Origin of the sequence: Mucilaginibacter yixingensis, assembly GCF_041080815.1 — a bacterium.
In the GTDB taxonomy this organism is placed as follows: Bacteria; Bacteroidota; Bacteroidia; order Sphingobacteriales; family Sphingobacteriaceae; genus Mucilaginibacter; species Mucilaginibacter yixingensis.
In genome coordinates, this window is sequence record NZ_CP160205.1 from 2,842,325 (window position 1) to 2,859,757 (window position 17,433).

Annotated in this window: 13 protein-coding genes; all 13 read left to right on the plus strand. The window is 46.7% G+C overall.

Annotated features, from left to right (window positions below; all coding sequences use genetic code 11):
- Positions 1-78 precede the first annotated feature (78 nt).
- The gene (locus ABZR88_RS11555) at positions 79-2,265 is read left to right on the plus strand and encodes a polysaccharide lyase family protein (protein WP_211309855.1); all 2,187 of its coding nucleotides are present in this window, start codon (positions 79-81) and stop codon (positions 2,263-2,265) included.
- A gap of 130 nt (positions 2,266-2,395) precedes the next feature.
- Positions 2,396-3,082 carry an NUDIX domain-containing protein gene (locus ABZR88_RS11560; RefSeq protein ID WP_107830402.1) on the plus strand — a complete coding sequence of 229 codons (687 nt, stop codon included), beginning with the start codon at positions 2,396-2,398 and terminating at the stop codon, positions 3,080-3,082.
- A 107-nt stretch (positions 3,083-3,189) separates the two neighbouring features.
- Positions 3,190-4,089 carry an NUDIX domain-containing protein gene (locus ABZR88_RS11565; protein ID WP_107830404.1) on the plus strand — a complete coding sequence of 300 codons (900 nt, stop codon included), beginning with the start codon at positions 3,190-3,192 and terminating at the stop codon, positions 4,087-4,089.
- 2 nt (positions 4,090-4,091) lie between these two features.
- Complete coding sequence (locus ABZR88_RS11570) at positions 4,092-5,513, plus strand: nicotinate phosphoribosyltransferase (protein WP_107830406.1); 1,422 nt, start codon at positions 4,092-4,094, stop codon at positions 5,511-5,513.
- 524 nt (positions 5,514-6,037) lie between these two features.
- A complete protein-coding gene (ilvD, locus tag ABZR88_RS11575) occupies positions 6,038-7,744 on the plus strand; it encodes a dihydroxy-acid dehydratase (protein ID WP_107830408.1) in 1,707 nt (568 codons plus the stop codon).
- A gap of 64 nt (positions 7,745-7,808) precedes the next feature.
- Complete coding sequence (ilvB, locus tag ABZR88_RS11580; protein WP_107830410.1) at positions 7,809-9,551, plus strand: biosynthetic-type acetolactate synthase large subunit; 1,743 nt, start codon at positions 7,809-7,811, stop codon at positions 9,549-9,551.
- Positions 9,552-9,601: 50 nt separating this feature from the next.
- Complete coding sequence (ilvN, locus tag ABZR88_RS11585) at positions 9,602-10,204, plus strand: acetolactate synthase small subunit (RefSeq protein ID WP_107830412.1); 603 nt, start codon at positions 9,602-9,604, stop codon at positions 10,202-10,204.
- Between the two features lie 103 nt (positions 10,205-10,307).
- Complete coding sequence (ilvC, locus tag ABZR88_RS11590) at positions 10,308-11,366, plus strand: ketol-acid reductoisomerase (RefSeq protein WP_107830414.1); 1,059 nt, start codon at positions 10,308-10,310, stop codon at positions 11,364-11,366.
- A gap of 132 nt (positions 11,367-11,498) precedes the next feature.
- On the plus strand, positions 11,499-12,914 hold the full coding sequence (gene leuC / locus ABZR88_RS11595) for a 3-isopropylmalate dehydratase large subunit (protein WP_107830417.1): 1,416 nt from the start codon (positions 11,499-11,501) through the stop codon (positions 12,912-12,914).
- 126 nt (positions 12,915-13,040) lie between these two features.
- The gene (gene leuD, locus ABZR88_RS11600; RefSeq protein WP_107830419.1) at positions 13,041-13,631 is read left to right on the plus strand and encodes a 3-isopropylmalate dehydratase small subunit; all 591 of its coding nucleotides are present in this window, start codon (positions 13,041-13,043) and stop codon (positions 13,629-13,631) included.
- 134 nt (positions 13,632-13,765) lie between these two features.
- On the plus strand, positions 13,766-14,839 hold the full coding sequence (gene leuB, locus ABZR88_RS11605) for a 3-isopropylmalate dehydrogenase (RefSeq protein ID WP_107830644.1): 1,074 nt from the start codon (positions 13,766-13,768) through the stop codon (positions 14,837-14,839).
- A 174-nt stretch (positions 14,840-15,013) separates the two neighbouring features.
- Positions 15,014-16,174: a 2-isopropylmalate synthase gene (locus ABZR88_RS11610; protein WP_107830421.1), complete on the plus strand. Its 1,161-nt coding sequence runs from the start codon at positions 15,014-15,016 to the stop codon at positions 16,172-16,174.
- A 2-nt stretch (positions 16,175-16,176) separates the two neighbouring features.
- Positions 16,177-17,430 carry a threonine ammonia-lyase IlvA gene (gene ilvA, locus ABZR88_RS11615; RefSeq protein WP_107830423.1) on the plus strand — a complete coding sequence of 418 codons (1,254 nt, stop codon included), beginning with the start codon at positions 16,177-16,179 and terminating at the stop codon, positions 17,428-17,430.
- Positions 17,431-17,433: the final 3 nt, after the last annotated feature.

A 17,433-nucleotide genomic window follows, 5' to 3' on the forward strand; every position in this document is an offset into this window, starting at 1 on the left:
TATATTAGTTTTCAGAAAACCAATTAATGCTTTATACGGCCCGGCCGCAAAGCTTTAAACCAAACTTAACACCTCTTTATGCAAAAATTCTACAAAGCTATGCTGATGGTAGCTGCCGCGGCTCTGTCGTCGTTCACTGTGATGCGTCCGGGCGATGGGCATAAGTCTGCCGCCGCTGCTGCGCCGCCGGTAACCGTGACCGAGGATGCTATCTCATTTACCATGACCAACGGCTACCTGACTGTTAAAGTAAATAAACGTTCGGGCGATGTCACTTCGGTTAAAACATCAAAAAGTACTACACCTAATGTAGAGCTAATGGGCTATGTATCCGGTCACCACGCCGGGTACTGGGAACAAAGCCCTGCCCTGGCCGCACGTGAAGTGACCGCCATTACCATCGATCCCAGCAAAAACAACGGCGAACGTGCCGAAGTATCCGTTAAAGGTTACGCTGACGGTAAATCTATCCTGGGCGCCAATCCTACCGCAGCCGGACAAGGCGGCGGCCTGATTGCCGACCTGGAGATCCGATACACGCTGGAGCGCGGCGCCAAAGGTTTCTATACTTACGCTATTTACACCCACCAGGACACCTATCCAGCGGGTTCAGTCGGCGAATCGCGCTTTGGCTTTAAATTATCGGGCCTGGTGTTTGACTGGCTTTCTATTGACGAGCAGCGCAACGCCCTGATGCCTACCGGCAAAGATTGGGATGCAGCCGAAGATCTGAACATGAAAGAAGCGCGCCGCTTAACTACCGGCATTTACAAAGGCCGTGCCGAGCATAAATATGATTACTCTGCAGATCAGTTTAAGATTCCGGCTTTCGGCTGGTCGTCAACCAAAGAGAAAGTGGGTTTGTATGTCATCAACCCATCTTTTGAATACCTGTCAAGCGGTCCGCTGCACTTTGAACTAACCGGTCACCTGGATGACGGCGATGGCGGCGACCCCACTCTGCTTGATTACTGGCGCGGAACCCACTACGGCAGCAGTATTCTCAATTTTGCCGATAAAGAAGCCTGGACCAAAGTTGTAGGCCCAATTTTCATCTACGTACCTACTGGTAACGACCCAAAAGCGTTATTTACCGATGCCAGGAAACAAGCAAAAGCCGAGCAAGGCCGCTGGCCATACAATTGGGTAAAGGGTGTTGACTATACCCCTACCACAGAACGCGCCACTGTAACAGGCAAATTAAAACTGGTTGATCCGCAAGCACCGACGACTAAGTTACCTAACCTGTTGGTTGGTCTTTCTTACCCTGATGAACCGGAAGTAGCCCGCCCGCCACGCCAGTTCAGGCAGGCGCCAGCAGTAGCCTCGGTTACAACAGTTACACCTCCAACACAGGTAGCGCAAACGCCGGAACAGAAACCTGTAACTGATTCTGCACAAGATCATTCACGTACGCTGCCTAACGGCAAACGCGCCAATCGCGGCACTTATGTGGCCCCTCGTCAGGGTGGTGGTGCAAGAGCATTTAATTTCCCGCCGCAGGCTATTAACTGGCAAAATGATGCCAAGCATTATGAGTTTTGGGTAAATGGTTCAGAAGATGGTTCATTTACCATCCCTAATGTACGCCCGGGTACTTACCAACTGCACGCTATTGCAGATGGTGTATTGGGCGCTTATGACGCAACGGCTAAAATCACCATCACTCCTGGCCAGAAAATGGATCTGGGTACTATTGAATGGAAACCGGTGCATTACGGTCAGCAGATCTTCCAGATCGGTACGCCAAACCGTTCGGCCAAAGAGTTCTTTAAAGGTGATGATCACTGGCACTGGGGCATGTATATTGAGTATGCCAAACTTTTCCCTAACGATGTAAACTTCACCGTAGGTAAATCAGATCCCGCTAAAGACTGGTATATCTATCACGTACCGCATGATACGGACTTTAAACCAGATGGGCGCGATCAAGGTCGGGCCACACCATGGACTATCAACTTTACCGTACCAAAAGGTACCCCAACCAGCGGACAGGCCACGTTGCGCTTCGGCATTAGCGGTTCTGGCGCCCGCTCATTGGGTATTTCGGTAAACGGCAAAGACGTTGGTCCGTTTGATAACGTTGGCGGCGGCGGAGCCAATCCCAACCGCGATGGCATTGAAGGCACCTGGGTAGAGCGCGATTTCAAATTTGACGCATCTTTACTCAAACCTGGTCAAAACACCATCGTACTTACCGTACCGGCGGGTGGTGTAATGAGCGGCCTGGTTTATGATGTAGTCAGACTGGAAGTAGCACCATAATTGTTTTTCATATAATTGAGTAAGGGCGTGGAGCATAAAGTTTCACGCCTTTTTTGTTGGTGGGTAACACGCTAAACGGTCTATTGTAAATGCTTCTTGCGCGCATAAAGCATATTAATACCTTTGTAACATGCCGGCTTTGCAAAACATAAAAGTTGCCGTTGATGCGGTTGTTTTTGGTTATACATCTAAAGAAGGGCTATCGGTATTGCTTATCAAGCGTAATATTGATCCTTACAAAAATGCATGGGCTCTCCCCGGTGGTTTGGTAGGCGATGCCGAATCGCTTGAAGAAGCCGTTCAGCGCGAACTGACCGAAGAAACCGGCGTCAACATCAATTATCTTGAACAGCTTTACAGCTTTGGCGCTCCAAACCGTGATCCGCGTAACCGTGTAGTATCAATTACTTACTACGGCCTGGTTAAACCAGATGCCTTTGAGCTAAAGGCCGACACCGACGCCAGCGATGTAGCCTGGTTCAATATCAAAAATCTACCCAAACTGGCGTTTGATCATACCCAGATCATCAATGTCGCCCGTAACCGTTTAAAAAGCAAAATGCTTTATCAACCGGTTGGCTTTGAACTGCTGGAAGAAAAATTCCCCTTCTCTGAACTGGAAAAGCTGTATATGGCCGTTCTTGACCGCCCTATTGATCGCCGCAACTTTAAAAAGAAGATCATGAAGTTTGGCTTCCTTGAAGAAACCACAGAGAAACAAATGCTTGATGGTGCCGGTCGCCCAGGCAATTTATTCCGGTTTAATCAGGCCAAGTATTTTCAGTTACAGAAAGACGGTATCGCTTTTGAAATCTAGCGCTTAAACTTCTACCCCATTTTATTTAGCATAGAAAACTTTAAAAAATAATTTGTGTATTAAAAACGCATATTTATATTTGCGTTATAATTACGCAAATATAAATTATGAAAACAGGAGTTATCATCGCCCGCTTCCAGACACCGTACCTGCACGATGGACACCGCGAGTTAATCAGACAGGTAGCCGCCAACCATACCAAACTCATCATCCTGCTGGGTGTTAGTCCGATAATGGGCAGCCGCAAAAACCCCTACGATTACTACACCCGCGAAAAGATGATCAAGAAAGACTACCCTGATATTATTGTGCTACCGATAAGTGATCATCCTAGCGACCGCATTTGGTCTGAAAGTCTGGATAACCTCCTGAAAAGCGTATTCCCGACAGAACAATTCTGCCTGTACGGCAGCAGAGATAGCTTTATCCCCTACTATGCTGGCCGCTTTGAAACAGTGGAACTGCCTGAGCATGGCGATTATAATGCTACAGAACTGCGCCGGCAGTATGCCGATAAGGTATTTGATTCAAATGATTTTCGTGCCGGTATTCTCTACGCCTACTATAACCAATACACCAAAGTTTACCCTACTGTAGACGTGGCCGCTTTTCGTAATAACCGCACAGAATTGCTGTTAGGCAAAAAGGCAACCAACAACAAGTGGCGGTTTATTGGCGGTTTTGCTGATCCGGAAGATCCAGATTATGAAAGCGCCGCCCTGCGTGAGTTGGTGGAAGAATGTGGCGATATTGAAGTTGGCGAAATGACATACGAGACATCGCGCAAGATTAACGACTGGCGATACCGCAACGAGGCCGACAAGATCATCACCCTGCTCTTTAGCTGTGATTTTATACAGGGAGAGCCATCGGCCAAGGATGACATCATCGACCTGAACTGGTTTAAGCTTACAGATTTGCCACAAATGAAAGTTGCCTGCCTGTTAAGCGACGAGCACCACGAATTATTTGACTTTATCTTATCTAAATACCTTAAAAACGAATAGCTATGAAACGCGAGAACCTGATTTTGCTGGCAGATGCCTACAAATATGCTCACCATAAATTTTATATTCCGGGCACTACCAATATTTATAGTTACCTGGAGAGTCGTGGTGGTTGGTTTGATGAAACTGTTTTCTTCGGGTTGCAATACTTTTTAAAAGAATACCTGCAGGGCCAGGCTTTTACACAGGTTGACCTGGATGAGGCTGATGTATTTTTAAAACAAGTATTCGGTCGCGATGACGTATTCGATCGTTCTAAATTCCAGTACATCTTAGATAAATACGATGGCCGCTTGCCCGTAAGGATAAAAGCTGTGCCCGAAGGAACCGTTGTGCCTACCAGCAACGTACTCATGACCATTGAAAACACCGACCCGGAGTGCTACTGGCTCACCAACTTCCTGGAAACCCTGTTAATGCAGGTTTGGTACCCCTGCACTGTAGCTACGCTAAGTCATGAGGTGCGCAAAACAGTAACCCGGTTCTACAATGAAACTGCCACCGAAGGCGCCGAGGCAGGCATTGATTTTGTACTGAATGATTTCGGTTTCCGTGGTGTAAGCAGCGTAGAGAGCGCCAAATTGGGTGGAGCGGCACATCTGCTTAACTTTAGTGGTAGCGATACACTGGCAGGATCTGGCATGGCTATTAAATACTATGCGGCCGAGAAGGTTTACGGACAAAGCATCCCAGCCACAGAGCACAGCATTTGCACCCTGCTGGGCGAAGAAGGCGAATTGGAAGTTTTTAAACACGTACTGCGTAGCTTCCCTACTGGTGTGGTAGCTTGCGTGTCTGACAGCTACAACATCTTCCGTGCTTGCGAAGAGTATTGGGGCACCGAACTGCGCGACGAAATACTAAACCGCCAGGGAACGTTAGTGATCCGCCCTGATAGTGGCGACCCGGTGATGACCCTATTGCGCATCTTTGAAATATTGTTTGATAAGTTTGGCTACACCGTAAACAGCAAAGGCTACAAGGTGCTGCCTCCACAAATAAGGGTTATTCAGGGCGATGGTGTGAACTATAAAGAAATCATCACCATTTATAACGCCTTGAAAGACCATGGCATTAGCGCAGAGAACCTGGTACTGGGCATGGGCGGTGCGCTCCTGCAAAAGGTAGATAGAGACACACAAAAGTTTGCATTAAAATGTAGCAGCGCCATCATTAACGGGCAGGAAGTGAATGTAGAAAAGCGTCCTACAGAAATGGATGCGCAGGGCAACATCAGCGGCAGCTTCAAAAAAAGCAAAGGTGGCAGGCTTAAACTGGTAAAAACAAATGGAACATTCAAAACCATCAATCAAAACGAGCCAGATAATCTGCCAGATCAACTGCACATCGTATTTGAAAATGGCCAGCTGGTTAATCCTGTTACTTTTGAGCAGATAAAAGCCAATATAAAAGCATCAAACTAAAATACGCCCTCCTGATTTGATGATAAATGGCGCCATCAATATAATTCTACTAAAAGGCCGAATTTAACGTTATAAAAAAGTGAGACATTGCGCCAACATAACCTTTTTATAATGCCAAATAATCATGCCACTTAGCTGCATAAAATCAACCTGAAAATATCTACTTAAACGATCAACTTTTTTACCAGAAGCCAACATTTACGACGTTTTTTTGACCCTTTATTATGCACGCATAAAAACTAAACCGTAGACCATTTTGAACTTTGGTATAGATACGTGCAATAATTATTCTTAAATATAATAAAAAACAAGAATATAATTCCATTAATTAAAATAAAACGAAATTTAATTTCAAATTTAAATTTCACATTTCCGCTATTGACTAAAAAAAGGCATCTACCTATCTTACAGTTATTAAATTTATAACAAACCTAACTCAGCCTGTTAAAAGTGTTATACCCTGAAAGACCGCACCGGTCTGCCGGTTTATTTTTAACAAAAGAGTAACGATAAAAAGATAACAAATGGCTCAGACAGAAACCGCTGAAAACACCGTATTAAACAAGTACAGCAGAACGCTTACTCAAGACCCTACGCAACCAGCTGCACAGGCTATGCTTTACGGAATTGGTTTAACCGATGACGATATGAAGAAAGCACAGGTGGGCATTGCCAGCATGGGTTATGATGGCAACACCTGTAACATGCACCTGAATGATCTGGCTAAGATTGTGAAAGACAGTACTTGGGAAAACGATTTGGTGGGCCTGATTTTCCATACCATTGGCGTGAGCGACGGTATGAGCAACGGTACTGAAGGTATGCGTTACTCGCTGGTGAGCCGTGATGTTATTGCTGATTCTATTGAGGCCGTTGCCGGTGCTCAGTATTATGATGGTATCATCACCCTGCCAGGTTGCGATAAAAACATGCCAGGCTCGTTAATTGCTATGGGTCGTTTAAACCGTCCGTCTATCATGGTTTACGGTGGTACCATTAAACCTGGTCACTGGAAAGGTGAGGATCTGAACATTGTATCGGCGTTTGAAGCATTAGGTAAAAAATTAGCCGGCACCATCAGCGATGAGGATTTCATCGGCGTGGTTAAAAACGCTTGTCCAAGCGCGGGCGCCTGTGGTGGTATTTATACCGCTAACACTATGGCTTCGGCTATCGAGGCGATGGGTATGAGCTTACCTTACTCATCATCAAACCCTGCTTTGAGCGAAGAGAAAAAACAAGAATGTATTGCTGCCGGTAAAGCCATTAAAGTATTACTGGAAAAAGATATTAAGCCAAGCGACATTATGACCCGCGCGGCATTTGAGAACGCTATTGTTACCATTATGGTACTGGGCGGCTCAACCAACGCAGTGCTGCATTTAATTGCCATGGCTAAAGCTGTTGGCGTAAAACTGACTCAAGACGACGTTCAGTCTGTAAGTAACCGCATCCCGGTATTGGTGGATATGAAACCAAGCGGTAAATACCTGATGGAAGACCTGCACAAAGTTGGCGGTGTACCAGCGGTAATGAAATACCTGTTAAACGTTGGTTTAATTGATGGCACTTGTTTAACCGTTACCGGTAAAACCCTTGCAGAAAACCTGGCCGACGTACCAGCGCCAGACTTTGACGCACAAAAAATTATTATGCCTGTAGAAAAACCGGTTAAAGCTACCGGTCACCTGCATATTTTATATGGAAACCTTGCCGAAGGCGGTAGCGTGGCCAAAATCACCGGTAAAGAAGGAGAGCGCTTTGTAGGCCCTGCCCGTGTATTTGACGGTGAGTTTGAACTGATTAATGGCATCCAGAGCGGCCGAGTCAAAGCCGGTGATGTGGTAGTGATCCGCAACGTGGGTCCGAAAGGCGCACCGGGTATGCCGGAGATGCTGAAACCAACATCGGCCATTTTTGGGGCAGGTTTGGGTGCATCGGTAGCGCTGATCACCGACGGCCGTTTTAGCGGCGGTACCCACGGTTTTGTGGTAGGCCACATCACCCCAGAGGCATTTGAAGGCGGCACCATCGGTATTGTTAAGGACAATGACATCATTGAGATTGACGCCATTACCCGCACCATGGTACTGAAAGTGAGCGACGAAGAGATTGCCGCCCGTAAAGCAGCCTGGAAACAACCGGCATTGCGCGTAACCAAAGGCCTGCTTTATAAATATGCCAAAACCGTAAGCTCAGCTGCAGACGGCTGTGTAACGGATGAGTTTTAACAAACCAGGATTTAACGAATTTTTAGGATTTACAGGATTTTAATCCAGAGAAAATAAAAAAATTATGGAAGCAACACAAACCGCTCCAAAAACGGCAGACTCGGCACCTAAAGAAACTGTAGAAGTTTCTGGCTCGGTAGCTTTATTAGAGTCTCTTATTGCAGAGGGTACAGATACCATCTTCGGTTATCCGGGTGGTGCTATTATGCCCATCTACGATGCCTTGTATGATTATAATGAGAAACTAAACCACGTACTGGTGCGTCATGAGCAAGGCGGCATTCATGCCGGTCAGGGTTATGCACGTACATCTGGTAAAGTGGGTGTAGTATTTGCTACCAGCGGCCCGGGCGCTACCAACCTGGTAACCGGTTTGGCCGATGCGCAGATTGACAGCACTCCGCTGGTATGTATTACAGGTCAGGTATTTGCTCACCTGCTGGGTACCGATGCATTTCAGGAGACAGACGTAATTAACATTACTACCCCGGTAACCAAATGGAACTACCAGGTAACTGATGCACGCGAAATTCCTGAAGTAATTGCCAAAGCATTTTACATTGCCAGAAGCGGTCGCCCGGGTCCGGTGTTGATTGATATCACCAAGAACGCGCAGATCCAGAAATTTGATTTCGCTGGCTATACACCTTGTAACCACATCCGCAGCTATCGTCCTAAACCAATTGTTCGCCCACAGTATATTGCTCAGGCGGCAGAATTGATCAATAAGGCCGAGAAACCATTCATCCTGTTTGGTCAGGGTGTAATTTTAGGCGAGGCTGAGGCTGAATTTAAAGCATTTGTAGAAAAAAGCGGTATCCCTGCTGCATGGACAGTGTTAGGTGCAGGCGCCATTCCTACAGATCACCCGTTAAACGTAGGTATGCTGGGGATGCACGGTAACTACGGCCCTAACGTACTGACTAACGAGTGTGACGTACTGATTGCCATCGGCATGCGTTTTGACGACCGTGTAACCGGTCGCCTGGATAAATATGCTAAACAGGCACAGGTAATTCACCTGGATATTGATCCGGCAGAGATTGACAAAAACGTAAAAACAACCGTACCTGTTTGGGGCGATTGTAAAGAGACTCTACCCCTGCTTACTGAATTGGTTGAGCAGAAAGAGCATACTGCCTGGGTAGCTAAATTTAACGATTATACCCGCCAGGAAGTTGAAGCCGTTATTCATAACGAACTGAACCCAACAACAGAAGAGTTGACCATGGGCGAGGTAGTAAAATATCTGAACGAACTGAGCGGTGGTGAAGCTATAATTGTAACCGACGTAGGCCAGCACCAAATGGTAGGCTGTCGTTACGCCAAGTTCAACAAAACCCGCAGCAACGTAACCAGCGGTGGTTTGGGTACCATGGGCTTCGCACTGCCTGCCGCAATCGGCGCTAAATTTGGTGCACAGGATCGCGCTGTAGTAGCTATCATCGGCGACGGCGGCTTCCAGATGACTTTACAGGAACTAGGTACCGTAATGCAAAGCGGTGTAGATATCAAGATCCTGATCCTCAACAACCGTTTCCTGGGTATGGTTCGCCAGTGGCAGGAACTGTTTAACGATCGTCGTTACTCTTTCGTGGATATCCAAAGCCCTGATTTTGTTCGTCTGGCATCAGCCTATGGCGTTGAAGGCAAAACTGTTTCAGAACGTTCTATACTGAAAGATTCCCTGAAAGAAATGCTGGATCACAAAGGCTCTTACCTGCTGGAAGTGATGGTTACCAAAGAGAACAACGTATTCCCGATGGTACCTCAAGGTTGCAGCGTAAGCGAGATCAGGTTAAAATAAGTCAAACTCCTTCAACCCTACCCGAAAAGGGAGGCTTAAAATGACAAAAAATGAGCACGCAAGACATTAAACAGGAATATAACATCACGGTTTACACTGAAAACCAAATTGGTTTGCTGAACCGTATTGCCATCATCTTTACCCGTCGTAAGATCAATATCGATAGCCTGAATACTTCGCCGTCTGAAATTGACAGCATTCACCGCTTCAATATTGTGATTACCGAGCACGAGGATGTGGTACGTAAACTTTGCCGCCAGATTGAAAAACAGGTAGAAGTATTAAAAGTATACTATCATACTAATGAAGACGTTATCTGGCAGGAGCTGGCACTTTATAAAGTGCCAACCGATGTAATTGCCGAGAAAGCCAGCGTTGAGCGCCTACTGCGCGAAAACGGCGCCCGTGTAGTGGTAATTCGCAAAGATTATACGATATTTGAAACCACTGGTCACCGCGAAGAAACCGATAACTTAACAAAAGTATTGCAACAATATGGTCTGATCGAGTTTGTTCGGTCGGCACGTGTGGCTATTATTAAAGATAGCGAAGGTTTCAACCGCAAACTACGTGAGTTTGAACGCCTTGAACCAGGCGAAGACGTGATTGAGAACGAGTTTCTTAATCAGGGACAGAAAGTGTTCAGCATGTGAGTTAAAGATCGAACATTAAAGATCATCTAAAAAGTAAACATTAAATCAACATAAAAGCACCGGTGCAATCAAAAACCCATCGGTGTAATTTAAATTTAAAACAATGGCAAAATTAAATTTCGGCGGTACCGAAGAAAACGTAGTAACCCGCGACGAGTTCCCGTTAGCAAAAGCACAGGAAGTTCTGGCAAATGAAACTATCGCCGTAATCGGTTATGGTGTACAAGGCCCGGGCCAGGCTCTTAATCAAAAAGACAATGGCATCAACGTAATCGTTGGTCAGCGTAAAAACTCTAAAACTTGGGATAAAGCTATCGCTGATGGTTTTGTACCGGGTGAGACCCTTTTTGAAATTGAAGAAGCTTTAGAGCGTGGTACTATCATTTGCTACCTGTTGAGCGACGCCGCACAGATTGAACTGTGGCCAACCGTTAAAAAACACTTAACTCCAGGTAAAGCCCTGTATTTCTCTCACGGCTTTGGTATCACTTTCAACGAGCAGACTGGCATCGTTCCTCCTGCTGATGTTGACGTGTTCCTGGTTGCTCCTAAAGGTTCTGGTACTTCACTGCGCCGTATGTTCCTGCAAGGCCGTGGCTTGAACTCAAGCTTCGCTATCTTCCAGGATGCTACCGGTAAAGCTAAAGACCGCGTTATTGCTTTAGGTATCGCTGTAGGTAGCGGTTACCTGTTTGAAACTGACTTCAAAAAAGAAGTATTCAGCGACTTAACTGGCGAGCGTGGTACCCTGATGGGTTGTATCCAGGGCGTATTTGCTGCTCAGTACGAAGTATTACGTAGCAATGGCCACTCACCTTCTGAGGCTTTCAACGAAACTGTAGAAGAATTAACTCAGTCATTAATGCCACTGGTTGCAGAAAACGGTATGGACTGGATGTATGCTAACTGTTCTACCACTGCTCAGCGCGGTGCGTTAGACTGGTGGAAAAAATTCCGTGACGCTACTAAACCAGTTTTCGAAGATCTGTACAAAAGCGTTGCTACCGGTCAAGAGTCTCAGCGTTCTATCGACCTGAACAGCCAGCCAGATTACCGCGAGAAACTGAACGAAGAACTGCGTGAACTGCGCGAAAGCGAAATGTGGCAAGCAGGTAAAACCGTTCGCAGCCTGCGTCCTGAAAACCAGGTTGTAGAAGCGTAATAGCCTCACCTAAATCCTCTCCAAAGGAGAGGACTTCAAAAAGCCGACGGCTTTAATAAATTTATCCTTACTCAAAGCCCCTCTCCCCTGGAGAGGGGTTGGGGTGAGGCAAAAAGACACACAATCAAACAAATGGGACAGACATTATTTGACAAAATCTGGGATGCGCACGTCGTCAGCAGCAAGGAGGGATTCCCGGACATATTGTACATTGACACTCACTTTATCCACGAGGTTACCAGCCCGCAGGCTTTTGACGGATTGCGTAAGCGTGGATTGCCTGTTTTCAGGCCAAAACAAACTGTAGCAACAGCAGATCATAACGTGCCTACCTGGGACCAGCACCTTCCTATCAAAGAAGAGCTTTCGCGTTACCAGGTAGATATGCTGACCAAAAACTGTGCTGAGTTTGGCATTGAACTATACGGTTTGGGCCACCCGTTCCAGGGTATTGTGCACGTAATTGGTCCGGAGTTGGGCGTTACCCGTCCAGGTTGCACTTATGTGTGTGGCGATAGCCATACATCAACCCACGGCGCATTTGGCGCTATTGCTTTCGGTATTGGTACCTCTCAGGTAGAGCAGGTGCTGGCAACGCAGTGTTTGCTGCAGTCGCGCCCTAAGCGTATGAAAATTGAAGTTAACGGTGAACTGCAGAAAGGTGTTGGCGCAAAAGACATCATTCTGTATATCATCTCTAAAATATCTGCAGCCGGCGGTACCGGCTACGCGGTAGAATATGCAGGCGATACCATCCGCTCACTGAGCATGGAAGCCCGTATGACTATCTGCAACATGAGCATTGAAATGGGTGCCCGTTGCGGTCTCATCGCTCCTGATGAAACTACTATCAACTACGTAAAAGGCCGTCAGTTTGCGCCAAAAGGTGAAGAGTGGGACAAAGCCGTAGCTTACTGGGAAACTCTTTATAGCGATGAAGATGCAGAGTTTGATGCTGTGCTGAACTTCAAAGCTGAAGATATTGAACCGATGATTACCTACGGTACTAACCCGGGTATGGGCATCGGCGTTACACAGAACGTTCCTGCAACCAACGATATTGAGAAAGCAGAGCAGCCATCATACACTAAAGCCCTTAATTATATGGGCCTGCACGATAACGAGCCACTTTTGGGCCACCCTATCGACTATGTGTTTATTGGCAGCTGCACCAACTCTCGTATTGAAGATTTACGCGAGGTAGCCGAATTTGTTAAAGGCAAACACAAAGCCGATAACGTAACCGTTTGGGTTGTTCCGGGTTCAAAACAAGTACAGCAGCAAGCTATTGCCGAAGGTCTGGACAAGGTGTTTGAAGCAGCAGGCTTCCCACTGCGCGAACCAGGTTGCAGCGCTTGCTTGGGTATGAACGAAGACAAGATTCCAGCTGGTAAATACTGCGTATCAACCTCTAACAGAAACTTTGAAGGCCGTCAGGGCCCTAACTCCCGTACCTTCCTGGCCAGCCCGCTTACCGCTGCGGCTTCAGCCATCACCGGCAAGGTAACTGATATCAGGGTTTACCTTGAGAAGGGTGAGTTAGCATAAAACATTTAACCAACACGTCATTGCGAGGCACGAAGCAATCTCTACACTGCAAAGCGGATATGCAAATCCGATAGTCCTTCGCAGAGATTGCTTCGTTCCTCGCAATGACGAATAGGAGATATAAAAATGGCAACAAAGACATTCAAACATATAACTTCATCGGTAGTGCCCTTGCCTATCGAGAACATCGATACCGACCAGATCATTCCGGCGCGTTTCCTGAAAGCCACTACCCGCGAAGGTTTTGGCAACAACCTGTTCCGCGACTGGCGTTTTGATGAGAACGATCAGCCTAAGGCCGATTTCGTACTCAACCACCCTGTTTACAGCGGTAAAATTCTGGTAGCTGCCAAAAACTTTGGTTGTGGCAGTAGCCGTGAGCACGCTGCCTGGGCTATTGTTGATTACGGTTTTGACGTGGTAGTAAGCAGCTTCTTTGCTGATATTTTTAAAGGTAACGCCCTGAACAACGGCCTGTTACCGGTACAAGTAAGCGAAGATTTTCTGCAAAAAATATTCAAAGCTGTTGATGCTGACGCGCACGCACAGGTAGAAGTTGACCTGGAGCAGCAGATCATCAAAATTGTAGCAACAGGCGAGCAGGAAGCTTTCGAGATCAATCCATACAAAAAAGCTTGTTTAATTAACGGCTATGATGATATTGATTTTATTCTGAGCAACGTAGCTAAGATCGAGGAATTCGAAACGGCACGATAATACGCTCTCCGGGTCATGCCGAACTTGTTTCGGCACTCAATAGCACAGGGCTATTGATCAACCTATTCAAACAAATACATCGCAAATGAGATGCCGAAACAAGTTCGGCATGACGTGAAGAATAAACAATGGGAATTAAAAAACACATATTAGTTATACCCGGCGACGGGATCGGTCAGGAAGTGACCTCTTGGGGCAAAGCCGTTTTAGTAAAAATCGGTGAGCAATACGGTCATGAGTTTACATTTGACGAGGCTTTAATGGGCCACGCAGGTATTGAGGCTACCGGTAGCCCGCTGCCTGATGAAACTCTGGAAAAAGCCAAAGCCAGCGATGCTATCCTGTTCGGCGCAATCGGTCATATTAAATATGATAATGATCCATCGGCAAAAGTTCGTCCAGAGCAGGGTTTGTTAAAAATCCGCAAAGAGCTGGGCCTGTATGCTAACCTGCGCCCTATTATGCTGTTTGACGAATTGTTGGATGCATCGAGCCTGAAACCAGAGGTACTTCGCGGCACCGATATCCTGTTCTTCCGTGAACTAACCGGCGACGTATACTTCGGTGAAAAAAAACGCAGCGAAGACGGCAATTCTGCTTCTGACCTGATGATCTATCACCGTTATGAAGTTGAGCGTATTGCCCGCAAAGCATTCGAGGCTGCACGTGCACGTAGCAAACGCCTTTGTTCTGTAGACAAAGCCAACGTACTGGAAGCATCACGCCTATGGCGCGAAGTGGTACAGGAGCTGGCACCACAATATCCTGACGTTGAGACTGAACACATGTTCATCGACAACGCTGCTATGCAGTTGGTTAAAAATCCAAAGAAATTTGACGTGGTATTAACCGCTAACCTGTTTGGTGATATCCTGACCGACGAGGCTTCGCAGATTGCCGGTTCTATGGGTATGCTGGCATCAGCCTCTGTAGGCGACGGCACTGGTTTCTTTGAGCCAATCCATGGTTCGGCGCATGATATTGCCGGTCAGGACAAGGCTAACCCGCTTGCTTCTATCCTATCAGTTGCCCTGATGCTGGAAATCAGCTTCGGCCTGAAAGATGAAGCTAAAAAGATTACCGATGCGATAGACGCAACCCTGAAAGCAGGCTACCGCACCGGCGATATTGCCGACGCTAATACCGACAAGGCAAAAATTTTAGGCACCACGGCTATGGGCCAAAAGGTGTTAGAGTATTTGAATTAAGACTCCGGGTGCATGGGTCATAAATTATGGTCCATGCATTTAAGAAGTTGAATCAGATAACTCATTAATTGAGAAACTAACAAGAGAAGATAAAAATTAAGTTAACACTGATGCAGAACTCAACGAGGGAGATTACTCATACCTGGGGCCTTGCATCTAAAATCTAACTAAAACATGTTACACGATCCCAACCGCGTTTACGTATTTGACACCACCCTGCGCGATGGTGAGCAGGTGCCCGGCTGCCAGCTAACCACCCCTGAAAAGATTGAGATAGCCCGCGAGCTGGAAGCGCTGGGCGTTGACATTATTGAGGCAGGTTTTCCTATCTCCAGCCCTGGTGATTTCCAGAGCGTTGTTGAGATATCTAAAGCTGTTACCCATCCAACCGTTTGCGCGCTAACCCGTGCCAACAAAGGCGATATTGATGCTGCTGTACAAGCGCTACAATATGCAAAACACCCGCGTATCCACACTGGTATCGGCTCGTCAGATCAGCATATCAAACATAAATTCAACAGCACTCGCGATGAAATTCTTGCTCGTGCGGTTGAAGCAGTAAAATATGCCAAAGGTTTTGTAGAAGATATTGAATTTTACGCTGAAGATGCCGGTCGTGCAGATATCGAGTTCCTTGCCCGCATGGTTGAGGCTGTGATTGCTGCTGGTGCTACTGTAGTAAACATTCCGGATACCAATGGCTACTGTCTGCCAGATCAGTACGGCGCTAAAATTAAATTCCTGAAAGAGAACGTTAAAAATATTGACAAGGCCATCATTTCTGTACACTGCCATAATGATTTAGGTTTGGCTACTGCTAACTCTGTAGCTGGTTTACAGAACGGTGCCCGCCAGATTGAAGGTACCATTAACGGTATTGGCGAGCGTGCCGGTAACACTTCTATTGAAGAAGTGGTGATGATCTTGAAAACGCACCAACTGGGCTTACACACCAACATTAACGCGCGCCAATTCTATGAAATTAGCCGTATGGTGAGCACGCAGATGCGTATGCCGGTGCAGCCAAACAAAGCTATTGTTGGCGCTAATGCTTTTGCACACAGCTCTGGCATTCACCAGGATGGTTTCTTGAAAAACCGCGAGAACTACGAGATTATTAAACCGGAAGACGTAGGCTTCCCAAGTGCCAGCATTGTGCTGACTGCACGTAGCGGTCGCCATGCGCTTAAATACCATTTGGAGCGTTTAGGCTTTACCCTGGATAAACCAACGCTTGATGATGTTTACAAACGCTTCTTAACGCTGGCCGACAGTAAATTAGACATAAATGACGAAGATCTGCAAAGCTTGATGGCTGTGCCTGAGGTAAAATAAAGATGATGGAGACCGACACGAAGAACGCACTTGATTTTGATGCCGCCTACGCCCGCTTAAAAGGCGTAGTTAAACATACACCGCTTGAATTTAATCAGGGTCTGAGCAACCGTTACGGCTGCGAGGTGTACCTGAAACGTGAGGACCTGCAATTAGTACGCTCGTACAAACTGCGTGGCGCTTACAACATGATTAGCGGCTTACCGCAAGAGAAACTGGTTAATGGCGTGGTTTGCGCCAGTGCCGGTAACCATGCACAGGGTGTAGCTTTTTCGTGCCGTAAAATGGGGATTAAAGGCGTAATTTTTATGCCCGAGATTACGCCGAAACAAAAGGTAAAACAAACCGAAATGTTTGGCGATGGTTTTGTGGAGATTGTATTAACAGGCGATACTTTTGATGATTGCCTGCACGAGGCCCTTGCTTATACCCAGGCTCATGAAATGACCTTCATCCCTCCTTTTGATGACCACAGAATTATTGCAGGACAAGGAACCGTAGGCGTTGAAATACTGGAAGACTTACCCGGTGTAGAAGCCGTAATTATGCCGGTAGGCGGCGGTGGTTTGGCGTCAGGAGTGAGCACCTACCTTCGTCAGCAGAAACCAGATACTTTGTTGCTGGGTGTTGAGCCAGAAGGTGCACCTTCAATGGTAGAGGCCTTCCGCCAGGGTAACCCCGTTACGCTGGATAAGATTAATCGTTTTGTTGACGGCGCTGCGGTAAAACGCGTGGGTGCCCTCACCTATCAGATCTGTCAGCAACTGCTGGATGACATGCAGCTGGTGCCGGAGGGAAAAATCTGTACCACTATCCTTAAACTATACAATGAGGATGCCATTGTGGTAGAGCCTGCCGGTGCATTATCTGTAGCTGCCTTAGATCTTTATAAAGACAAGATCAAAGGCAAAAAGGTGGTATGTGTTATCAGCGGTGGCAATAACGATATTGACCGAATGCAGGAGATCAAAGAAAAATCGCTGCTGTATGAAGGGCTGAAGCATTACTTCATCGTTACCTTCCCACAACGTCCGGGTGCATTAAAACTGTTTGTAAACAATGTGCTTGGCCCGCATGATGATATTACCCGCTTTGAGTTCATCAAGAAATCAGAGAAAGAAAGCGGTCCGGCGCTGGTAGGCATCGAACTGAAAGATGCAGCCGATTACCCAGGCCTGAAACAACGGATGGAAGCCCATCGCTTTAAAGTGATCGATATTAATCAGGATCAGACTTTGTTTGATTATCTGGTTTAATAA